General features: G+C 64.1%; 11 protein-coding genes. 7 read left to right on the plus strand and 4 right to left on the minus strand.

The window, feature by feature from the left end; translation table 11 throughout:
• Positions 1-164: 164 nt before the first annotated feature.
• Together KQH60_RS01165 and KQH60_RS01170 are read left to right on the plus strand one after the other, a co-directional pair.
• The gene (locus tag KQH60_RS01165; protein WP_237574736.1) at positions 165-1,916 is read left to right on the plus strand and encodes an ATP-binding protein; all 1,752 of its coding nucleotides are present in this window, start codon (positions 165-167) and stop codon (positions 1,914-1,916) included.
• On the plus strand, positions 1,913-3,970 hold the full coding sequence (locus KQH60_RS01170; protein WP_237574738.1) for a response regulator: 2,058 nt from the start codon (positions 1,913-1,915) through the stop codon (positions 3,968-3,970). Before KQH60_RS01165 ends, KQH60_RS01170 begins: the two co-directional genes overlap by 4 nt.
• Here the strand turns inward: KQH60_RS01170 and KQH60_RS01175 are convergent.
• Positions 3,960-4,187, minus strand: coding sequence for a hypothetical protein (locus tag KQH60_RS01175; protein ID WP_237574739.1), 228 nt, complete (start codon positions 4,185-4,187; stop codon positions 3,960-3,962). The two genes, KQH60_RS01170 and KQH60_RS01175, sit on opposite strands and share 11 nt — an antisense overlap.
• Positions 4,188-4,362: 175 nt before the next feature.
• Between KQH60_RS01175 and KQH60_RS01180 the strand changes: the two genes are divergently transcribed.
• Positions 4,363-4,680: a hypothetical protein gene (locus tag KQH60_RS01180; RefSeq protein WP_237574740.1), complete on the plus strand. Its 318-nt coding sequence runs from the start codon at positions 4,363-4,365 to the stop codon at positions 4,678-4,680.
• Between the two features lie 12 nt (positions 4,681-4,692).
• On the opposite strand, the gene KQH60_RS01185 is transcribed toward KQH60_RS01180, so the two are convergent.
• A complete protein-coding gene (locus tag KQH60_RS01185; RefSeq protein WP_237574741.1) occupies positions 4,693-7,113 on the minus strand; it encodes an FUSC family membrane protein in 2,421 nt (806 codons plus the stop codon).
• 470 nt (positions 7,114-7,583) lie between these two features.
• On the opposite strand from KQH60_RS01185, the gene recC reads away from it, so the two are divergent.
• From recC to KQH60_RS01200, 3 genes are read left to right on the plus strand one after another with little or no spacing between them, the layout of a single operon-like run.
• Entirely contained in the window at positions 7,584-10,991 is a 3,408-nt protein-coding gene (recC, locus tag KQH60_RS01190; protein WP_237574743.1) for an exodeoxyribonuclease V subunit gamma, read from the plus strand.
• Positions 10,991-14,728 (plus strand): exodeoxyribonuclease V subunit beta, encoded by a 3,738-nt coding sequence (recB, locus tag KQH60_RS01195; RefSeq protein ID WP_237574745.1) that lies wholly within the window; start codon positions 10,991-10,993, stop codon positions 14,726-14,728. Before recC ends, recB begins: the two co-directional genes overlap by 1 nt.
• A gap of 44 nt (positions 14,729-14,772) precedes the next feature.
• Positions 14,773-17,022: an AAA family ATPase gene (locus KQH60_RS01200; protein WP_237574746.1), complete on the plus strand. Its 2,250-nt coding sequence runs from the start codon at positions 14,773-14,775 to the stop codon at positions 17,020-17,022.
• 19 nt (positions 17,023-17,041) lie between these two features.
• Here the strand turns inward: KQH60_RS01200 and arfB are convergent, their stop codons facing one another.
• Both arfB and KQH60_RS01210 read right to left on the minus strand, forming a co-directional pair.
• Positions 17,042-17,443, minus strand: coding sequence for an alternative ribosome rescue aminoacyl-tRNA hydrolase ArfB (gene arfB, locus KQH60_RS01205; protein ID WP_237574747.1), 402 nt, complete (start codon positions 17,441-17,443; stop codon positions 17,042-17,044).
• Between the two features lie 3 nt (positions 17,444-17,446).
• Positions 17,447-18,043: a hypothetical protein gene (locus tag KQH60_RS01210; RefSeq protein ID WP_237574749.1), complete on the minus strand. Its 597-nt coding sequence runs from the start codon at positions 18,041-18,043 to the stop codon at positions 17,447-17,449.
• Between KQH60_RS01210 and KQH60_RS01215 the strand changes: the two genes are divergently transcribed.
• Positions 18,042-18,647, plus strand: a complete 606-nt coding sequence (locus KQH60_RS01215; RefSeq protein ID WP_237574750.1) for an Lrp/AsnC family transcriptional regulator — start codon at positions 18,042-18,044, stop codon at positions 18,645-18,647. The two genes, KQH60_RS01210 and KQH60_RS01215, sit on opposite strands and share 2 nt — an antisense overlap.
• Positions 18,648-18,831: the final 184 nt, after the last annotated feature.

An 18,831-nucleotide genomic window follows, 5' to 3' on the forward strand; every position in this document is an offset into this window, starting at 1 on the left:
TGCCACAGCATGGGCTTTTGTCATTTAGGCTGAACGACGCGATAATGGCTGCGCGGCCGATCCGGCGACACGCCGCGCCGCCGCGTGCCTGTCATGCAGCTTTTCTTGTGTGCGCCGGATCGGGCATTGCTGCGCGCATTGTTTCGCCAACGCCAAAACGCTGTATGAGATTGATCACCAAAGGGCTGCTGCTGATCGCGATTCCGAGCCTTGTCGAACTCGGCTTGTTGGCCGGTGTGATGCGTACCCAGACTCAGGCTCTGGAAGCAGAGCAGTGGGCAGTGCGGAGCAAGGAAGTGCTGAGTCAGGCCACGGCTGTGCTCGACCCGGTGCTAGTCGATGCCGTGCGCATGCGCGGCGCCGTGATCGACGGATATGGGCAGGTATGGACGCCGCCTAGCCAATGGGGCGAGATCGATCGTCGCATCGACCGGTTGATCGAACTGGTCGCCGACAATCCGCTGCAGGTCGAGCGTGCGGTGCAGATCCGGCAAAGCGCACAGGCGTACCGGCAGTGGAGTGAGCGTTCGCAGGAGTTGCTTCGGCACGGTCAGCAAGCGGGGCTTGTGGCGCGCTTTCGCGAGTTCAACGGCCACGATATCGTCGATCACTTCCGTGCGCAGGTCGCCGCGCTGCAGCAGGAGGAGATGCGGCTGGACAGCGTGCGCACCGAACGTGTCGCCCAGGCGCGCCGCACTCAGCAGGTGCTGCTCGTGTCGGCCGTGGTCGCGTCAATCATCACCGGCGCTATCGCGGTCTATGTGTTCACATCGAGCGTGCGACGGCGGCTACGCACCCTTGCGGACAACACTAAATTGCTCGCAAACAATGAGCCGCTCGCACCGATGTTCAAGGGCGACGATGAAATCGCCGAGTTGGACCTCGCGCTGCACCAGACGAGCCGACGCCTGCTCGAGGCGGACCGCATCGAGTCGCGCTATCGGTCCGACCTCGCGCATCAAGCCGAGGAGCTCAGCACGATGAACGAGCATCTGCGCGAGCGTACGCAAGAAAACGAAATGTTTATCTACAGCGTGTCGCATGACTTGCGCGCGCCGCTGGTCAACTTGCAGGGATTTTCTCAAGAACTGAGCTTGGCGTGCGATTCGGTGCGCGAGATACTGGCGCGCAGCCCGTTGACCGACGCACAACGGCGCCGATTGTCGCGGATCGTTGACGACGATATTGCCGAGGCCTTGCGCTTTCTGCAAACCGCCGTGATGCGCTCGGCCAGTATCATTGACGCGTTGCTGCGGCTCTCGCGCGCGGGCCGGGTCGAGTACCGGCCGCAACAAGTCGATGTGCAGGCGGTGGTGTCCCGCGTGGTGGATGCGATGCGCGATTCGATCAAGAGCCAGGGCGTGACCGTGAAGACGCATTCGCTGCCGTCGGCATGGGGCGATCCGACCGCGGTCGAGCAAGTCTTCGCGAACTTGATTGCCAATGCAGTCAATTATCTCGATCCGAGCCGCCCCGGCGTGATCGAGATCGGTACGCGCCCGAACCCAGTCGGCGTGCACTCGTTACGCATTTACTACGTGCGCGACAACGGATATGGCATTCCCGCATCGGCACTGCCTAAGTTGTTTACCGCGTTCCAGCGCCTGCACGGTGGCGCAGTCAAGGGCGAGGGCATTGGACTGGCGCTCGTGCGTCGTGTTGTCGAGCGACACGGTGGCAACGTATGGGCCGAGTCCAGTGAAGGCATCGGCTCGACGTTCTACTTGTCGCTGCCCGAATCCAGTGGTGCACATGAAGCGTTGCGTGCGGCAACACTGAGCGCGCTGGCGCGCATCAACGTGGGACCCAGGGCCGCGCGAGCGGACCGCTTGCGCCCGGGCAGTGGGCTGGAGCCTGGCGCCGGCGCTTCGGCTCAGGACCGCGCGTCGCCTACTCACTCGACGTTCCCCGTATGACGCCTGCTTCTCATCAAACCGATTCGTCACCCGGAGCATTGGGCGCGGATGGCCAGCCGGCTGCCTGTGCACTGATTATTGACGATGACGAGGGTTTGCTCAGCCTAGCCCGCCGCGCGCTTGCCCGCGCCGGATTCGACGTGGTGACGTTGACGAGCACGCAGGCCGCGCGTGCGTGGTTGGACAGCCGAGGCCAGGAGCGATGGCCCGACGTGCTGGTCGTGGACTATGTGCTCGGTACCGCCGAGACGGGGCTCGACTTTCTGCGCTCGTTGCGCATGCAGGGCACGATGCTGCCCGCGATCCTGTGCACCGGCTTTGCTGACGAGACGCGGGTGATCGAGGCGCTGCGCTCGGGCGTCGCGGACGTGGTGCCAAAAACCTCCGATTACCTTGACTACTTGCCACAGGCAATCGAGCGCGTGTTGGCGCAAAAGCGCGCGCAGCGGGAGATTGCTGAGGCGGAGTTGGTCCGTGCAAGAGAGTTGCACTACCGGACGCTCGCGGAGGCGATTCCGCAACTGGTCTGGACCGCGTTGCCTGACGGACGGATCGATTTCGCGTCCAAGCAGTTGCTGTCTTACACGGGTCTGGACACGTTGTCGCTACTGGGCCACGTGTGGCCAGACGCGCTGGTTCATCCCGACGATCGCGACCTGACCGCACAGCGTTGGTCCGACGCCTTGCGCGACAGCAGTGATTACGATGTCGAGCATCGGCTGCGGGCCGCCGACGGCGCGTGGCGCTGGTTCAAGACCCGGGCCGCGCCGCTGCTGGACGGTGCCGGCCGGGTTAGCAAGTGGTTTGGCACGTCGACTGACATCGACGACCAGAAGCTGGCTGCGCAGGAACGTGAGCATTTGCTCGCGAACGAGCGGCAAGCTCGCTCGGAAGCGGAGCGAGCATCCAGGCTCAAGGACGAGTTCGTCGCCACGCTGTCGCACGAACTGCGCACGCCGCTGAATGCCATCGTCGGATGGGCCCAGTTGCTGCTGCGTGACGCGTCCGAGCCGGCTCGCGTCGAGAAGGGCCTACAGGTGATCCACCGCAATGCACGATTGCAATCGCAGATGATCGACGATCTGCTGGACATGTCGCGCATCATGGCGGGCAAGGTGCGGCTCAACGTGCAGCGCGTCGAACTGGTCGATGTGATCACCGACGTGATTGCGACCGTGCAGCTAGCAGCCGACGCAAAGGAGCTTCGTGTCATGCCGGTGCTCGGCGCGCCGGCAGTGGTCAATGGTGATCCCGCCCGGCTGCAGCAGATCATTTGGAATTTGCTGACCAATGCGATCAAGTTCACGCCTCGGCGTGGACGCGTGGCAGTCACGTTGACCAGCGGCGACGGGGAGGCGCGACTGGTCGTCAGCGATACGGGCTGCGGGATCCGCGAGGCGTTCCTGCCGCACGTATTCGAGCGGTTCCGACAGGAGGACGCGAGTACCACACGCCAATTTGGCGGCCTGGGGCTGGGATTGTCGATCGTCAAGGAACTGGTCGAGATGCATGGAGGGCATATCACCGCGGCCAGCGAGGGTGAGCAGCGCGGCGCAACATTTACAGTGACGCTGCCCACGGTGACAACCGGCGTTGACACGCGCCGTGGCGCAGTGGCACCGATCAGCGCGCAGCCGGACACGGCGCTACCGCGCCTGGATGGCGTTCACGCGCTGGTGGTCGAAGATGAAGCCGATGCGCGCGAACTTGTGCACCGCGTGCTCGAGGAGCGCGGCGCGCAGGTGAGCGCGGTGGCGTCCGTGCGCGACGCGTTGCAGGTCTTTGACGACGGCACGCCCGATGTCGTCATCAGTGATCTGGGCATGCCGGAGGAAGACGGCTTCGCATTCATCGCACAATTGCGCGAGCGCGAGGCGGCACGAGGTGGGATGACGCCGGCCGTGGCATTATCCGGCCGGGTCCGCGGCGATGATCGCCGGCGCGCCTTGATGGCCGGCTTCCAGACGCACTTGGCCAAGCCCGTCGATCCGGCCGATTTGCTGCTGGCGATCGCATCGTTGGTCGGCCGCGTGCCACCAGCGGTTAGCGCGTAGCCGACGCTACCCGCCAGGGCTCGATGCGGGTGCCGAGTACGGCCAGGAAGTGTTGCAGCCATGCCGGATGAGCGGGCCATGCGGACGCGGTGACCCGCTTGCCGTTGGTGACCGCGGCGTCGAGCGCGATGTCCGCATAGTCCATGCCGGCAAGCTTGACCGGACACACTGGCTCGACGGAATGGTCCACGATCCGCAGTGCCTGGAAAGGCCTCATCGTTTCGTCATCCTCGGCGAAATCACCGACCAGGAACAAAATTTTCTTAGCGGCTGTTGCGATGCTCCGTTGACAGCATGCCGCGCCGGCGTAGCGGGCTTAATCAGTATCTCGCGTCACCCTATAGCAGTAGAATGATTGCTATTGCTACCGTTGTCTGACCCCCTCCCTATAGATGACTAGTCCACGTCAGTTCAACCCACGCCAGCCTGCTGCAAAGACCGGTCGCCGCCGACATCTCGATCCCGCAGCGTGGGTCGGCGTGATGATGGTCGGCATCGTCGCCGGGGTGCTTGCGACTGTGCTGTTCAACGCACTGTCGGGCAAGCGGGAATACGATGCCGAGCATCATCAAGCCGTTGCGGATGTCGCCCCCGCGGTGTCTGCCGCGCTCGGTGCATCGACAGCGGTATCCGCGTCGCGCTCGCGCGTCGGCGTGCAGGGTGTTTCGGCGGCCGGTGCGTCGGCTGCCACGCCGGCGTCCAGTCGTTAGCGGCGTCGATGCCTATGTCGGTAGCTTGATGGCACTTGCATCCTTGCGGATTAGAAACGATGCGCCCACCATTTGCTTACACTGGTATGCCAGCCCCTTGAGTTCTTGCGCCACGTTGGACGATTCGCTGCGCGCGCGTTCCGCGTCGACGACCATTTGGTCCAGCTCACGATTCAACTGTTTGACGATGCTCGTTTGATCGGGGGGCGGTGCGACACCCGCTTCGGCCTGCACCAGATTGTCATGGACGATGCCTAGCGCCTTGCGCAGTGGCGCAAGCGCTTGTGCATCGACGACCGGTACGGGCTGGGTGCCCCATCCAGTGGCGCCCACGATCCCGGCCGTGCGGGCCGGCGACTGGGACAGCGTCATCATTAGCGGCGCGGACGCGGTGATCTGTGCCGTCAACGCGTGCACGCGCACCAACAGGTCATTCAACTCGGCGACATAGCGTTGCGCGGACTTTGGTTCGAGCAACATGCGCTGCAACGCCTGCCCGACGTTGGCGAATGCAATATGCACATTCTTACGCGCGAGCCGGTATCGGATGTCGCTGTCGATCGCCGATGCGGCGGCGCTGGCCGCTGGCGTCGGCTGCGCGGTGGCGCTGGAAACCAGCGCGCTGGCCTCCTTGCCCTTGCCCTTCTTGTCCGCCGGCGCGGCCGGATTTGGAGCGGACGGCTTGGCCTTGTCTGTTGCGCTGCCGGACGCGGCCCCCGATTTGCCCGCATACCAACAGATTTCCAGATATTGCCGCGTTGCGCTGAGCAAGCCGTTGACGAGTTTGCCCATCAGCCGATATTCCCAGTACGGAAACAGGTGGCTCGCGGCGATCGCAATCGCGCAGCCTAGTGCTGTATCGATCGCACGTTCGCCGATGATGCGCAGGCTACCGGGCGCCAGCATGTGGAACATCAACAGGACATATGAGGACGTGAATACAACGCTGGCCGTGTAGTTGAATAGCAGCAGGCTGTAGCTCATTACCATGCTGGCGAACATGACAGCCAACAGCAGCGGCGGTTCCTTCACGAACAGAATCAGCGCGATGCTCGCCGCGCAGCCGATCGTGGTACCGATGATCCGCTGCGTATTGCGTTGCTTGGTGAGCGAGTAGCCGGGCTTCAGGATGATGATGGTCGTCATCACAATCCAGTACGCGTTCGTGAGCGGCAGCAGGCGACCGAGCCACAAGCCGATCGCCACCGCAACGGTGACGCGCAACGCGTGCCGAAAGCTCGGCGAGGACATGGTCAGATTCGAGAAGATTTGCAACCACGGCACGCGCCGGCTCGACAGGAAGCGCGACAGCGCCTGATCGATCCGCATCTCCGTGTCTTGCGTGCTGATATCCACGCGCGTGTTGCTGTGCATGCGCTCGATTAGCCGCTGTGCGCTCCAGACGCGCCGGAATGCTGATACGATCGCCGAGTACGCCTCCGGATGGGTGGTCGGCAATGCCTTCTTGCGCATCAGTTCAATCTCGTACTCGATTGCGCGCAGCTCCGCCTTCGCGTTGATCCGCTGTGCTGACGGGCGATCCTGCAGCACGGCCAGCCCGACGTCCTCCAGATCGGTCGCGGCCTTTTCGATCAGGTCGCGAAAGAATATCATCAAGTCCGAGCCGCCGAACGTCGCACGGATCATCGCGTGATCGACGTGCGCACCGACAAACAGCTCGTGCAGGTCGACCGTATTGATGAACAAGTTGAATAACATCGTGCGGTGTGCGTCGAGTTGCCCGCTGCGCAGCTTCGGCAGGTTGCGCAGCACAATGTCGCGCGCCGCCTCTTGCCGGTCCACGGCCAGCACCTGCTTGTCGACCAGTTGCCTATTGCACTCATCCAGATCATGCGTCGGATCGTAGAAGCGGGCGCGGGCGCGCAGGTAGTCGGCGCACGCGAACACACTTTCGGCGATCGCCTGTTGTTCGATCCGGTGGGTCTGCCAGCGTGACACGAACGTCGACCAGTACGTGTACCAGATTCCGCCGGCCAGGATCCAGCCGGCATTGGCTAGCGCCTGCAGCGGTGTGAAGCGCTCCTCTAGCGTCACCACCATCATGAACAACGTCGCGAAGCTGATCTGCGGCCACTTGTTCCCGTAGACGACGATCAAGGACAGCACGAAAGTCAATGGTACGACCGTCAGCCACAGTGATAGCGGGTGAGCGGTCGCGATGCCGGTGGCCAGCGCCGAGAAGAACCCGATCACGCTGCACGCGAGCATCTCGTTGTGCTTGTATTTCAGGGGCCCGGGCATGTCGACCACGCATGCGCCCAGTGCGCCGGTCGAAATCGTGAAGCCGAGCTCTCGGTTGTGAAAGACGATGAGCAACACCACTGCCGGCAGCGAGATGCCGGTCGCGATCCGAAGCCCACCATAGAAATACTGACTGTACAGAAATTTTTTGATTTCGATCGAATATCGCATCGACGCTTGGGTGGGCACGCAATGCTGCGAGTCTAGCGCACTTCACCGATGTTTTTTGTGCCTGCCGGAAGTCATGCTCGTGCGTGCCGTTGCATCGGGCAGCATATCGTCGGGCACCAGTTGTGTCCTGCCGAGCGCCGGCGGGGAGCGGCTCTGCGACCGACTCGTTGACCCGCAACTCGGGCAGGCAGTCGGCGCGCGTGCCGGCGTCATCCAGGTAAGGCAAGCCCGTCGTGAGTCGGGTATCGGTGGTGGTGTTCATCGCGATCCTCCGTGGGCGCGCCGGCGGCCAAGCTTCCGGCCTACAGCTCGATTATGTACCGGGACAGCGTAACGCCGCGGGTCCGTCACGCACAATAGGCCGAACGGCTGGGTTCGCGTGCGGCGGGCGCTTTGTTATGCTTGGGTCTTTCACTGACGACGGGGCGCCTACGTGGCCGTCGCGCGTCGCGATTTTCATCCGCTGCTTCATGCTTGAACTGTTTTACTCGAACCGCTACGAGACGCTTGCCGCGGCGCTGTTGGGCGACCTCGAGCGCATCGGCAGCGACCTGTGGCGGCCGCAGCCGATCATCGTGCCGAATGTCGCGGTGCGCCGACGGCTCGAATTAGACTACGCCGACCGGTTCGGCCTGTGCGCGAATGTCGAATTCTGTTATCTTGCGCAGTGGTTATGGGCACAGATTGCGCGCGTTGATGCAATCGACGTGCCGCGCGAATCGCCGTTCGCGCCGGAGCGGCTCGTATGGCGGCTTTACCGGCTGCTCGCGCAGCGCGACACGGTGCGCGATGGCGACGGCCAGGCGCCCTTGACGCGACTGGACGCCTACCTGGCGGCGGCGGATCCTGCGATGACGTTCGATCTGGCGCGTCGCATCGCCGCCATTTTTGATCATTATCTGACGTATCGTCCGCATTGGCTTGTTCAGTGGCTGGCAGGCGAGTCGATTTTCGCGCTGCGCCGCCCGGCTGGCGGCGCGCAACGGCTTGCTGGCGCGACGCCGATACAACGTGCCGACGAGGCCTGGCAAGCACAATTGTGGCGCGACGTGCTGAACGAACTGGCCGGCGGACGCGATGCCGGTGCCGATGCGCTCGAACGGATGTCGCCGCCCGCGTACCGGTTTCTGTCGATCGCATCGCAATTGGATCTGGACGACGTCGCGCGCGCGGACTGGCCGGCGCAGGTCAGCGTGTTCGCGTTGCCGACGATGCCACCACTGCATGTGCAATTGCTGCGCGAGTTGTCGCGCTGGATCGATGTGCGGATCTATGCACTCAATCCATGCCGCGAGTACTGGTTCGACATCGTCACGCAACGGCGCGCCGACGCGTTGGATGCGGCGGGGCAACTCGATTACCAGACGGTCGGGCACCCGCTGCTGGCCGAGTGGGGGCGGCAGACGCAAGCGCAACTCGCGCTGCTTTATGAGCATACCGAGGGTGCGGTGGCAGGCGAGAGCAGCGAATTCGTCGAGGCTCCTCCGGCGTGCAGCTGGCTCGCCGTCGTACAAAATGCCATTCTGTCGCTCGAGCATCCGGTGTCACTGTCGTCACCGCCTGCGCGCGACGGCATCGAGGTTCACGTCTGCCATAGCCTGACGCGGCAGTTCGAGGTGCTCCATGACCGGCTGCTGGCCGAATTCGATGCGGATCCGAGTTTGACGCCGGCCGACGTACTGATCGCGGTGCCCGACCTGATTGCCGCCGCGCCGGTCGTGGACGCGGTGTTCGGCGCGGTGCCGCCGAGCGACCCGCGCCGCATCCCGTATCGCGTCACCGGTTTGCCGCCGTCGCAAGCCAATCCGCTCGCGCGCACGCTGCTGGACTGGCTGGCCCTGGCGGAGCGCGACGTCAACGCGTCCGCGCTGGTCGAATGGCTGCGCGTGGATGCGATTGCGGCGCGCTATGACATCGATCCGGTGGCGCTAGACACCGTGCAAGGGTGGTTGGCGGACGCCGGCGCGCGCCGTTCGTTCGCGCCGCGTGAGCAACGGGATGTTGACGCGCCCTGCGCTCGCCATACGTTTGCTGACGCCTTGACACGGTTGTTTCTTGGCTACGCGATGCCGGACGACGCACTGCCTGTCGGCGATTGGTTGCCGGTGGCGGCATCCACCGGCGCCGACGCCATGCTGCTCGGGCGGCTGGCGCAATTCGTCGACGAGCTCGATGCATTCGCGCTCGCGTGTGCGACACCGCATACGGTTGCGCAGTGGCGTAATGTGCTGCTCGTCGCGCTCGAGCAGTTCTTTGATGCCCGCGGCCCGGATGCTGATTCATTGAGCGGGCTGCGCGACGCACTCGATGCGCTCTTCGTGCAAATCGAAGCAGGCGCGCCACATACGCCGTTGCCCGCGGCGGTGTTGCGTACGGCGTTATTGTCCGTGCTCGACGATCCTGCGCGCGGCGCGGTCCCGTCTGGCGCGGTAACCGTATCGCCGCTATCCAGCCTGCGTGGCGTGCCGTTCCGTGTCATCTGCGTGGCGGGTATCGACGATGGCGTGTTGCCCACGCTCGCGCGCGCGGACGAGTTCGACTTGATGGCCTCGTTTGCGCAATCCGGTGACCGGCAACGTCGCGATGACGAGCGCAACCTATTCCTAGACCTCATGTTGGCGGCGCGCGATACCGTGTTGCTCAGCTATACCGGCCGCAATATCCGCGACAACGCTGAGCTGCCGCCATCGGCGCTGGTGACTGAACTGCTTGATTACCTCGCGTCGTTGAAGGCGGGCGAAGGGGCGAGCCTTGACGAAATGGCACTGGCGCGGCGCAGCTTTGTCACGGAACATCCGTTGCAGCCGTTCGCGCTGTCGTATTTTTCGATGCAGGGGCCTTTGTTGACCTACAACGCAGATTGCGCGCAAGTGGCCGCAGCGCTTGCCGATCCGACACGGCGAATGGAGGCGGACGGCATGCCGCCGTTTTTTAGCGACGCGCTGCCCCCCGATATGCGTGAGACGATTGGGTTGGACGAATGGGTGCGATTCTGGCGCCACCCGCAACGCGCACTGCTGCGCGAACGACTGGGTATCGTGCTGCATCGCGCGCAGGCCCCACTGCCCGACACCGAGCCGTACGAGTTCGACTATGCGGGACGCGATGCGCTGGCCGGGCGCCTGTTGCCGTTGCTGGTGGAGTCATCGGCGTACGCTGAGCGGGCCCATGAGATCGCGCGTGCGATCCCCGAATTGCCGGGAGGGGCGACCGGACGCGCGATACACGAGCGTGAGGTGGTGGCGTTGCGCAAGCTGGCCGAGCACATCCGGGGGCAGGCCGGCACTGGACTCGAACCTGCCGAATTCTCGATCCGCGTTGCCCCGCGCTGGCCTGAGCAGCTCGGGTCCGTATCGGCGTTGCTGGACCGGGTGCCAGCGTGGCGCGAGACGGTGCTGTTGCCGACGGTGTTGACTGGCGTGCTGGACGGTGTGACACGTGACAAATTGGTGCTTTACCGCTATGCCAGGCCGAGCGCTCGTGATTACCTCGATGCGTGGCTGCGCCATCTGTGCTGGTGTGCCGCGAGTCCGCAAGCCTCTCGACAGACGCTGTGGATCGGCGATGATGAGCGCTTCGTGCTCACGACGCCACGGGACCCGCACGCGTACCTGGGCGAATTGCTTGCGCTGTATCGTGCCGGGTTACGTGCGCCGTTGCGTTTCTTTCCCAAAAGCGCCTGGTTACTCGTGTCGCAAAGCGAGTCCGCCGCCCGCACCGCGTGGTCGAACGAACGTACGGGCGGCGAGCTCGACGATCCGGCGATCCAGCTCGCGTTGCGCGGCACGCCGATGACACTGGACGACACGTTTGTCGCCATTGCCAGGACGGTGTTCGAGCCGCTGCTCGCGCACCTGCAGCTGGCGGAGGACGCCTGATGATTTCCGACGGGCTTGAACTCGACGTCTTCGCGTGCGCGCTCGATGGCGTGACGCAGATCGAGGCCTCCGCCGGCACCGGCAAGACTTGGAATATCTGTGCGCTCTATCTCCGCCTGTTGCTCGAAAAGGACTTGCAAGCGGACCAGATCCTGGTCGTGACCTTTACGAAAGCGGCCACCGCGGAGTTGCGCGAGCGAATCCGAGCGCGTCTGATGCAGCTCGAGCAGGCGCTCGCGCATGGCGCCGCGCTGGACGACCCGTTCGTGACCGGGCTAATCGGGCGGATCGTCGATGGCGAGGCACCGGAAACGGCCACGCAGCGCGCGCTAAAACGGACCCGGCGCGCGTTGCATGGTTTCGATCAGGCCGCGATCCATACGATTCATGCGTTCTGCCAACGTGCGCTGCAAGAAGCGCCGTTTGCGGCTGCGATGCCGTTCACGCTCGAGACCGAAGCCGATGACACCGCGCTGCGCTTCGATGTCGCCGCGCAGTTTTGGCGCGAGCGCGTCGAACCGGAAGCGGCGCGCACGCCGGGATTCGCGCACTGGCTCGTTTCACAAGGCGCCGGGCCCGCAGTGCTGCAGGCGCTGCTCGCGCAACGTCTGAAAAAGCCGCTGGCCGAACTCGTATGGACCGACCCGGCGTGTGATGCGACGGTTGACACGACGATTGATCATTTTAGCCGCGCTGGCAACTTATGGCGCGAAGCGCGAGAGCAGATCGCGCAGCGGCTTGCTGACTGTGCCACCCAGTTGAACCGGCGCACGCACAAGCCGTCTCAGGTGCAAGCCGCGCTGGCGGCGTGGGAGCGCTTTTTTGTGCGCGGCGACCGCTATGCGCCGATTCCGAAGGACGCGCAGAAGTTGACTTCGTCCTCACTGACCGCTGCCACCAAGGCCCAATGCCAGCCGCCGGCTCACCCGTTCTTCGACTGCGCGGACGCGTTGGTTGCCGCGTTCCGTGAAGAGCAGGCGATGCATCGGCGTCGTTGGTTTGCACTGGTGCGCGAGTGGCTGCGTGTCGGGCCGCCGAACATCGCCGAGCGCAAGCGCACCGCGCGGGTCATGTCGTTTGATGATCTGCTGGCCAATTTGTATCATGCGCTGCATGTGCACCGTTGGCTCGCCGATGCGTTGCGTGAGCGCTATCCCGCAGCGCTGATCGATGAGTTCCAGGACACGGACCCGCTGCAGTTCGCCATTTTTAACCAGATTTTTGCGCCGAAGGGTCCCTTGTTTCTCGTTGGCGACCCGAAGCAGGCGATCTACAGTTTTCGCGCTGCTGATTTGCATACGTACTTGGACGCGCGTGCTCATGCCAGCGCCCGCTACACGTTGGCCGTCAACCAACGGTCCGATCCCGCGCTGATCGCTGCGTGCAACCGCTTGTTCGGTGCCAACCCGCGCGCTTTTGTGCTCGACGGACTCGACTATCACCCGGTGCGCGCCGGCATGAGGACGCGACCGACATTTGCCGACCGGCACGATCCGCTCGGCGCAACCGATGGCTGTGGGGCGGCCCTGAGAGTATGGTGGCTGCCAGACCACGCGCCGCTGAGCAAGCGCGATGCCGAGCGCGCAGCCGCCGAGGCATGCGCGGCAGAGGTCGCACGGCTACTGCGCGACGCGCGGGCGGGCGATGCGACGATCGGCACCGAGCCGCTTGCCCCGGCCAATATCGCCGTGCTCGTGCAGGCGCATCGGCAGGGTACGCTGATGAAACGGGTATTGCGCGGATGGGGCATCGGCAGCGTGGAACTTGCCCAAGCCTCGGTGTTCGCGTCGATCGACGCGGAACAATTCGAACGCGTCTTGCTGGCAATCGACACGCCGGGCGACTTGCGACGCTTGCGAGCGGCATTGGCCACGGACTGGATCGGCTTGGACGCGGCGGCGTTATGGGCCATCGAGCAAGGTGAGCCAGCCGCTGCCGCGGCCGGTCGATGCGAGCCGGTGCCATCGGACCTGGATTCGGCATCGTGGGTGGAGCGGTTTGCGGGCTATCGGTTGCTTTGGCACGAGCGCGGCTTTGCGCCGATGTGGCGCGTCGTGATGCGCGAACTGCGCATCGCGCAGCGCCTGGCGAGCGCAGACGAGGGTGAGCGCCGGCTGACCGACGTGAATCACCTGGCTGAACTGATCCAGGCTCGCGACAGTGAACATCCCGGGATCGTGCCAACTCTGGGCTGGCTGAGCGCGCAACGTGCGGATCCCGGTATCGGCGACGAGACGCAATTGCGGCTCGAATCAGACCGAGACCTGGTTCAGATTGTGACAGTCCACAAGTCCAAGGGGCTCGAGTACCCCGTGGTGTTCTGCCCGTTTCTGACCAACGGTGCATTGCGCGCAGGGCCCCCGTCTACTGCATTGTCTGTGGCGCGCGAGTACCATCGTGACGATGGACTTGCCGTGCTGCACTTCGGCTGCGATGGCGACGACGCGCAGCGCATCGATCGAGGCGTGATGCGTGAGCAGGCGGCCGAGCGTGCGCGCCTGATCTATGTTGCGCTCACGCGTGCGGTGTATCGGTGCTATCTCGTGGCGGGGATCTACACGAGCGGCGCCCATGCATCGACGAAGGAGGCGCGCCAAAGTGTGCTGAACTGGCTCGTTGCGGGTGGGTCGTCGCATTTCGACGCATGGTTGGACGAACCACCTGAGGTTGCGTCATTGGCAGCATGCTGGCGCGCGTTGCCGGGGGACGAGGATGGCATCGTCGTTGTACCGCTGCCGACCGTCACCCGGCGTGATCCATTGCCTCCACCCGATGTATCGCACGCGGACGTGCGCACACGCGTGCCGACGCGCCGTCTCTTCGATACCTGGCGGACCGCGAGTTTCAGTTCGCTCGCTTCGGCGCGACAGCGGCCATTACCGGGTATTGACGATGTGTTGCACGCGCGACCCGATCACGACGACGATGATGTCGCTCAGGTCGATGCGCAGGCGATTGCGTCAGAGCCGGAACCGATGCCGGACAGCACGTTGACCGGGCTGCGTGACGACGACATCCTGCATTTCCCCCGGGGGCCGGCCGCGGGCGACTGTCTGCATCGGCTGATGGAGCTTGCCGATCTGCGCGATCCTTCGAGCTGGCCGACTGCCATCGTGCGGGCGCTGACCGAGCAGCCGGTGAATCCGCGCGAGTTGAGCACGGAGCGGCTCAGTGCCATGATGATGCGCTTGTTGCGGGATCTGGCGCATACTCCGCTCGAAGCGGGCTTGATGCTCGGCGAACTGGATCCATCGCGTCGGTTGACCGAACTCGAATTTATCTTCCCGGTTGCGTCGCTCGACATGCGCCGGCTTGCGACAATGCTTGAGGAGCACGGCATCGCCGGCGTGGCCCTCGACGAGGGCGTATTGCACGGCTATCTGAAGGGTTTCATCGATGCCGTGGTCGAGTTCCGCGGCCGATTCTGGATTATCGACTGGAAATCGAACTATCTCGGCAACTCGTCGCACGCGTATCGCGCACACGCGCTATCGGCCGTGATGGACGCCCATGCATACCGGCTGCAGGCGCTGATCTACACGATTGCGTTGCACCGATATTTGCAGTCGCGACTGCCGGATTACGACTATGACATCCATTTTGGTGCAAGCCTGTACCTATTCTTGCGAGGCGTGCGTCCGGATTGGCCTGGTGCCGGCATCGAACGATTCAGGCCGACGCGCGCCACCGTCGAGGCGTTCGACGTACTGTTTTCAGGGGGGAAGGGGCATGCCTGATTTTAGTGGGTGCGCACTACGCCTGGCTTCGGTGGAGGGTAGTGATGACTGACATCATGCTGGCCCAGGGGTTCTCGCGCCGGATCGGCGCGCTTGCAAAGCGCTTGGGGGCAGCCGCCGGCGATGCACGCGTCGCTGCGGCCGCCGCTGCGATGGTCAGTGCGGCAACCGCAAACGGACATGTCTGCATCGAGCTGGCAGCGCTCGCGCGGCAACTCGGGCAACCGCTCGACACAGTCCGCGCGTCACTGCTCGCAAGCGGCGTTGCCACGTGCATCGATGACGACGAGCCGGCGCCCCGTTTGCCGCTGGTGATCGACATCGATGACCGACTCTATCTCGCACGCTATTACGAATTCGAGCGTGGACTCGCTCATGCACTGAGCGCACGCGCGCAGGCGGAATCTGACGATGCGTCGTCCGATGACGCGCAGCGGTGGCGTAACGTACTGTCTCGCTATTTCGGCGAGGCGAGCGGCAGCGGCCTCGACTGGCAACGCGTCGCGGCGGCTGTCGCCTTGTCCGGGCAGCTGACGATTGTTAGCGGTGGGCCGGGCACGGGTAAGACGACCACGGTCGTCGGCGTGCTGGCCTGCTTGCTCGATGCCAAGCCGGACCTGCGCATCGCGCTGGCGGCGCCCACCGGCAAGGCGGCACAGCGCATGCTAGAGGCATTGGCGTCCCGCGCTGACCGGTTGGCTCACCATATCGCCGCCAAGCTGCCGACCGCATCGTACACGCTGCATCGGTTGCTGGGCAGCACACCGGACAGGGGCTTTCGCCACCATCGGCGCAATCCTTTGCCGTACGATGTTATTGTCGTCGACGAGGCTTCGATGATCGATGTCGCGCTGGCAAGCCGGTTAGTGGACGCCGTTGCACCGCGTGCTCGGTTGATTCTGCTGGGTGACAAGGACCAATTGGCCGCGGTCGACGCGGGAGCGGTGTTTGCCGAACTGAGTGCGCATCCGTGCTATGTCGGGCAGCGCGCCGAGCGCATTGCGCAGGCGCTTGGCTGCACGGCCAATACGCTGCGCAAGGCGCTTGCCGCGTATGTTCGCGCTGGCCTGCCCCAACGCGAACACACTGATCTGCTATCGGACGGGGCGGGTTATCGCGTGTTGTTCGATACGCTTGGCTTGTTGGCCGATAGACAAAATCCATTGGATCGGCAGACTGCCATACGGGATTCCGGCATTGCGGACGTGCCGCCCATCGCATGGCCTTCCGATGACTCGCGGTGTTTCCTGCCGACGCAGGCCGTTGCCCCGATGCAGTCTGCTATCCCGGCGCAGCTTGCTACATCCGCGCTGCCTGTCACGCTGACGCCGTCGTCAGCGCCTGCACAGCGCGATCTGTTCGCCGACGACAATCCGGCGGATGGGGCGGGTACCATCGAGCCAACGCCGAACGACACGGCGCGCGCGGCCAACGGTGCACAGACTGCCTCACTCGCCAATTGCGTCGTGTGGTTGCAGACCAACTATCGGTTCGGTCTTGATTCTCCGATTGGACAGCTGTCCAGTGCAATCCGTGACGGTTCGCCTGCGGACGCGCTCGGCGTGCTCGACGCGGCAGACGATCGCGCGCCCGCCTACTTCATCGATGACGGCGGACCGGCACTCGGACACGCGGCACGCGAATATATTGCACGGGGTTTCGCACGCTATGCAGATCTGCTGGCTGGGATGTTGCAGCGGCGCGAGCCGCAGGCCGGTGCGCTGTTCGATGCGCTCAACGCATTCCGTGTGCTGTGCGCGGTTCGCGCCGGCCCACACGGCGTCGATGCATTGAACGATTGGATCAGTGCTGAACTGCGTCGGGTCGCCCGCTTGCCGCTTGCGCCGGCTGCTCGGTGGTTTGCCGGCCGTCCGATCATCGTCACGCGCAACGACTATGCGCTCGGCCTGTTCAATGGCGACATCGGCATCGCGCTGCCGGCTGGCGACGGCGCGCTGCGGGTGGTCTTCGAACAGGGGGCTGGACAGCGCCGGAGCGTGTCGCCCGCCATGCTGCCGTCGCACGATACGGCATTCGCGCTCACGGTCCATAAGTCACAGGGTTCGGAATTCGAACGGGCTGCGCTGGTGTTGCCGCCTACATTCAGCCGGGTTTTGTCGCGGGAGTTGATTTACACGGCTGTGACCCGTGCACGGGCTCAAATCGCGATTATCGGCACGCGTACGGTGCTGGCACAGGCCATTGGCACGCCGACCCGCCGTGATACCGGATTGTCGGCGCGGTTACGGTACGCGGCGGCGCGTGCACAACTCGAAACCGCCTCGCCACGGTAAAGCCGTGAGCCTGTCGAGCCTAGTCGGTCACCGGCCGTCTGCCCGCCTTGACTTGGCCACGGCGCGCCTTCGTGTCGAGCCTGCGCATTCGCGACGCCAGCGTAGGCCGGGTTGCCCGACGGGGCCGACGGGGGAGCGCGGCGCGTTCGATCAGCTCGTGCAGGCGTGCGAGTGCCTCGGCACGGTTCAACTCCTGTGTCCGATAGGACTGCGCCTTGATCACGATGACCCCGTCGCGCGTAATGCGGTTGTCGTTCAGCGCAAGCAAACGCATCTTAACAACCTCGGGTAGTGACGAAGACCGAATCGAAAATCGTAAGTGGATCGCACTGGATACCTTATTGACGTTTTGCCCACCTGCGCCTTGCGCTCGCACTGCCGTCATGGTGATTTCGTGGTCGGGAACAACGAACTTGTGCATGGTTCAGTGTCTGCCCGTACCGGCCAGTTCAGCCGATATAGCATCATGGACGCCCGTCCGGATTGCCCGCGCCAGCAACGCGTCCAACGTGATTTCGTCGGCGCCGACGTTGCAGCGTGCCATGGCCTCATAGCCGATGATACGCGTATGCATAATCGACATGACCGGCTGGAATACCGAGCGCAGCGTCAGTTTGCCGTATTGGGCGGCCCAGCCCGGCGCGCCGCCAGGAATGCTGCGCGGATTGGGTTGCAGCAGTGAGATGATGTCATACGCGCGCGGCGGGTGAGTCGGCGCAGCGCTGGCTACGTCGGGCGCAATCGTGACTACCTCGGTGCGTGCCATGCCGCTACGTCGCATCATGTTCGTCGGCGCCTTGCCATGTGAATGGTATCCGTAGTGTAAACCACGACGCTTCACCGCTGCCGATAGAAACTGTGCCGCGCGTTTGCGCTCGGGCGTGCGGCGCGGGGTCCGTCGCCACGGCGCTTGCTCCAGCAGCCGGATGCCAGTACGCTTTTTGCTTCGCTCGCGCGTACCTTGCGCGTAATGCTTGCTGTCTGGCGAACGGTCAACATTTCTTTTGAATTGCAGCATCATGAATGCCAAGCTCGATCAGTATGATTTTCGGATTCTCGAACTGCTGCAGCAGGACGCTCGCATTTCGCATGCCGAGGTCGGACGGCGCGTCCATCTGAGCCAGCCGGCTGTATCCGAGCGGATTCGCAGGCTCGAGGCCAGTGGCGTGATTGCCGGATATCGCACGCAAGTGGATCCGGTCAAGCTTGGCTATGCGATCTGCGCGATGATACGGGTGCGCGCCCGGCACCACGGCGAATATGAGCAGTTCGTGCGCGAGAGGCCAGAGGTCGTCGAATGCCGGACTGTGACGGGCGACGATTGTGCGGTGATACGCGTGCTGGCGACGGATGTGGGCCACCTGCAGTCATTGATCGAGGCGTTGAGCCGTTTTGGCACAACGTCCACGGCTATCGTGCTGTCCACTGATGTCGAGCACAAGCCGGTGCGCTCGCCGCAGGTGGAGGCCGCGGCGCGGGGCGTTTCAGCTGGATCGTGGAATGTCGCTACCACGGGTGCCTGTGTGCCGGTTAGCGCTATGCCGACTATGCCGGCCGATACGTTATGCGCTACGGCGCAATCGCCGCGGTCAATCAGCCGCACGGGTGACCGGGCGAACGGGTGACCAGGAGTAGACGGCGACGGGCAGGCACGCAGTGCGGCCGGGGCGATAAGCGTATTCCAAAAGCTTGGTTGGTGGGTGGCACGCGTCACGGTACAGTGAACGCGTAGCTTCGGCTAGATTCTCCTTTGGCATGGGATGGCTCGCCCTTGTGGCGGGCCTCTTTCTCAACCGGAGCCCCTCCGAA

This window comes from Mycetohabitans sp. B8 (assembly GCF_021991875.1).
GTDB lineage: Bacteria > Pseudomonadota > Gammaproteobacteria > Burkholderiales > Burkholderiaceae > Mycetohabitans.

Bases quoted from the DNA above. Each gene is read 5' to 3' on its own strand.
- KQH60_RS01165 (WP_237574736.1), top strand. From the start codon at position 165: ATGAGATTGATCACCAAAGGGCTGCTGCTGATCGCGATTCCGAGCCTT.
- KQH60_RS01170 (WP_237574738.1), top strand. From the start codon at position 1,913: ATGACGCCTGCTTCTCATCAAACCGATTCGTCACCCGGAGCATTGGGC.
- KQH60_RS01175 (WP_237574739.1), bottom strand. From the start codon at position 4,187: ATGAGGCCTTTCCAGGCACTGCGGATCGTGGACCATTCCGTCGAGCCA.
- KQH60_RS01180 (WP_237574740.1), top strand. From the start codon at position 4,363: ATGACTAGTCCACGTCAGTTCAACCCACGCCAGCCTGCTGCAAAGACC.
- KQH60_RS01185 (WP_237574741.1), bottom strand. From the start codon at position 7,113: ATGCGATATTCGATCGAAATCAAAAAATTTCTGTACAGTCAGTATTTC.
- recC (WP_237574743.1), top strand. From the start codon at position 7,584: ATGCTTGAACTGTTTTACTCGAACCGCTACGAGACGCTTGCCGCGGCG.
- recB (WP_237574745.1), top strand. From the start codon at position 10,991: ATGATTTCCGACGGGCTTGAACTCGACGTCTTCGCGTGCGCGCTCGAT.
- KQH60_RS01200 (WP_237574746.1), top strand. From the start codon at position 14,773: ATGACTGACATCATGCTGGCCCAGGGGTTCTCGCGCCGGATCGGCGCG.
- arfB (WP_237574747.1), bottom strand. From the start codon at position 17,443: ATGCACAAGTTCGTTGTTCCCGACCACGAAATCACCATGACGGCAGTG.
- KQH60_RS01215 (WP_237574750.1), top strand. From the start codon at position 18,042: ATGAATGCCAAGCTCGATCAGTATGATTTTCGGATTCTCGAACTGCTG.
- KQH60_RS01210 (WP_237574749.1), bottom strand. From the start codon at position 18,043: ATGATGCTGCAATTCAAAAGAAATGTTGACCGTTCGCCAGACAGCAAG.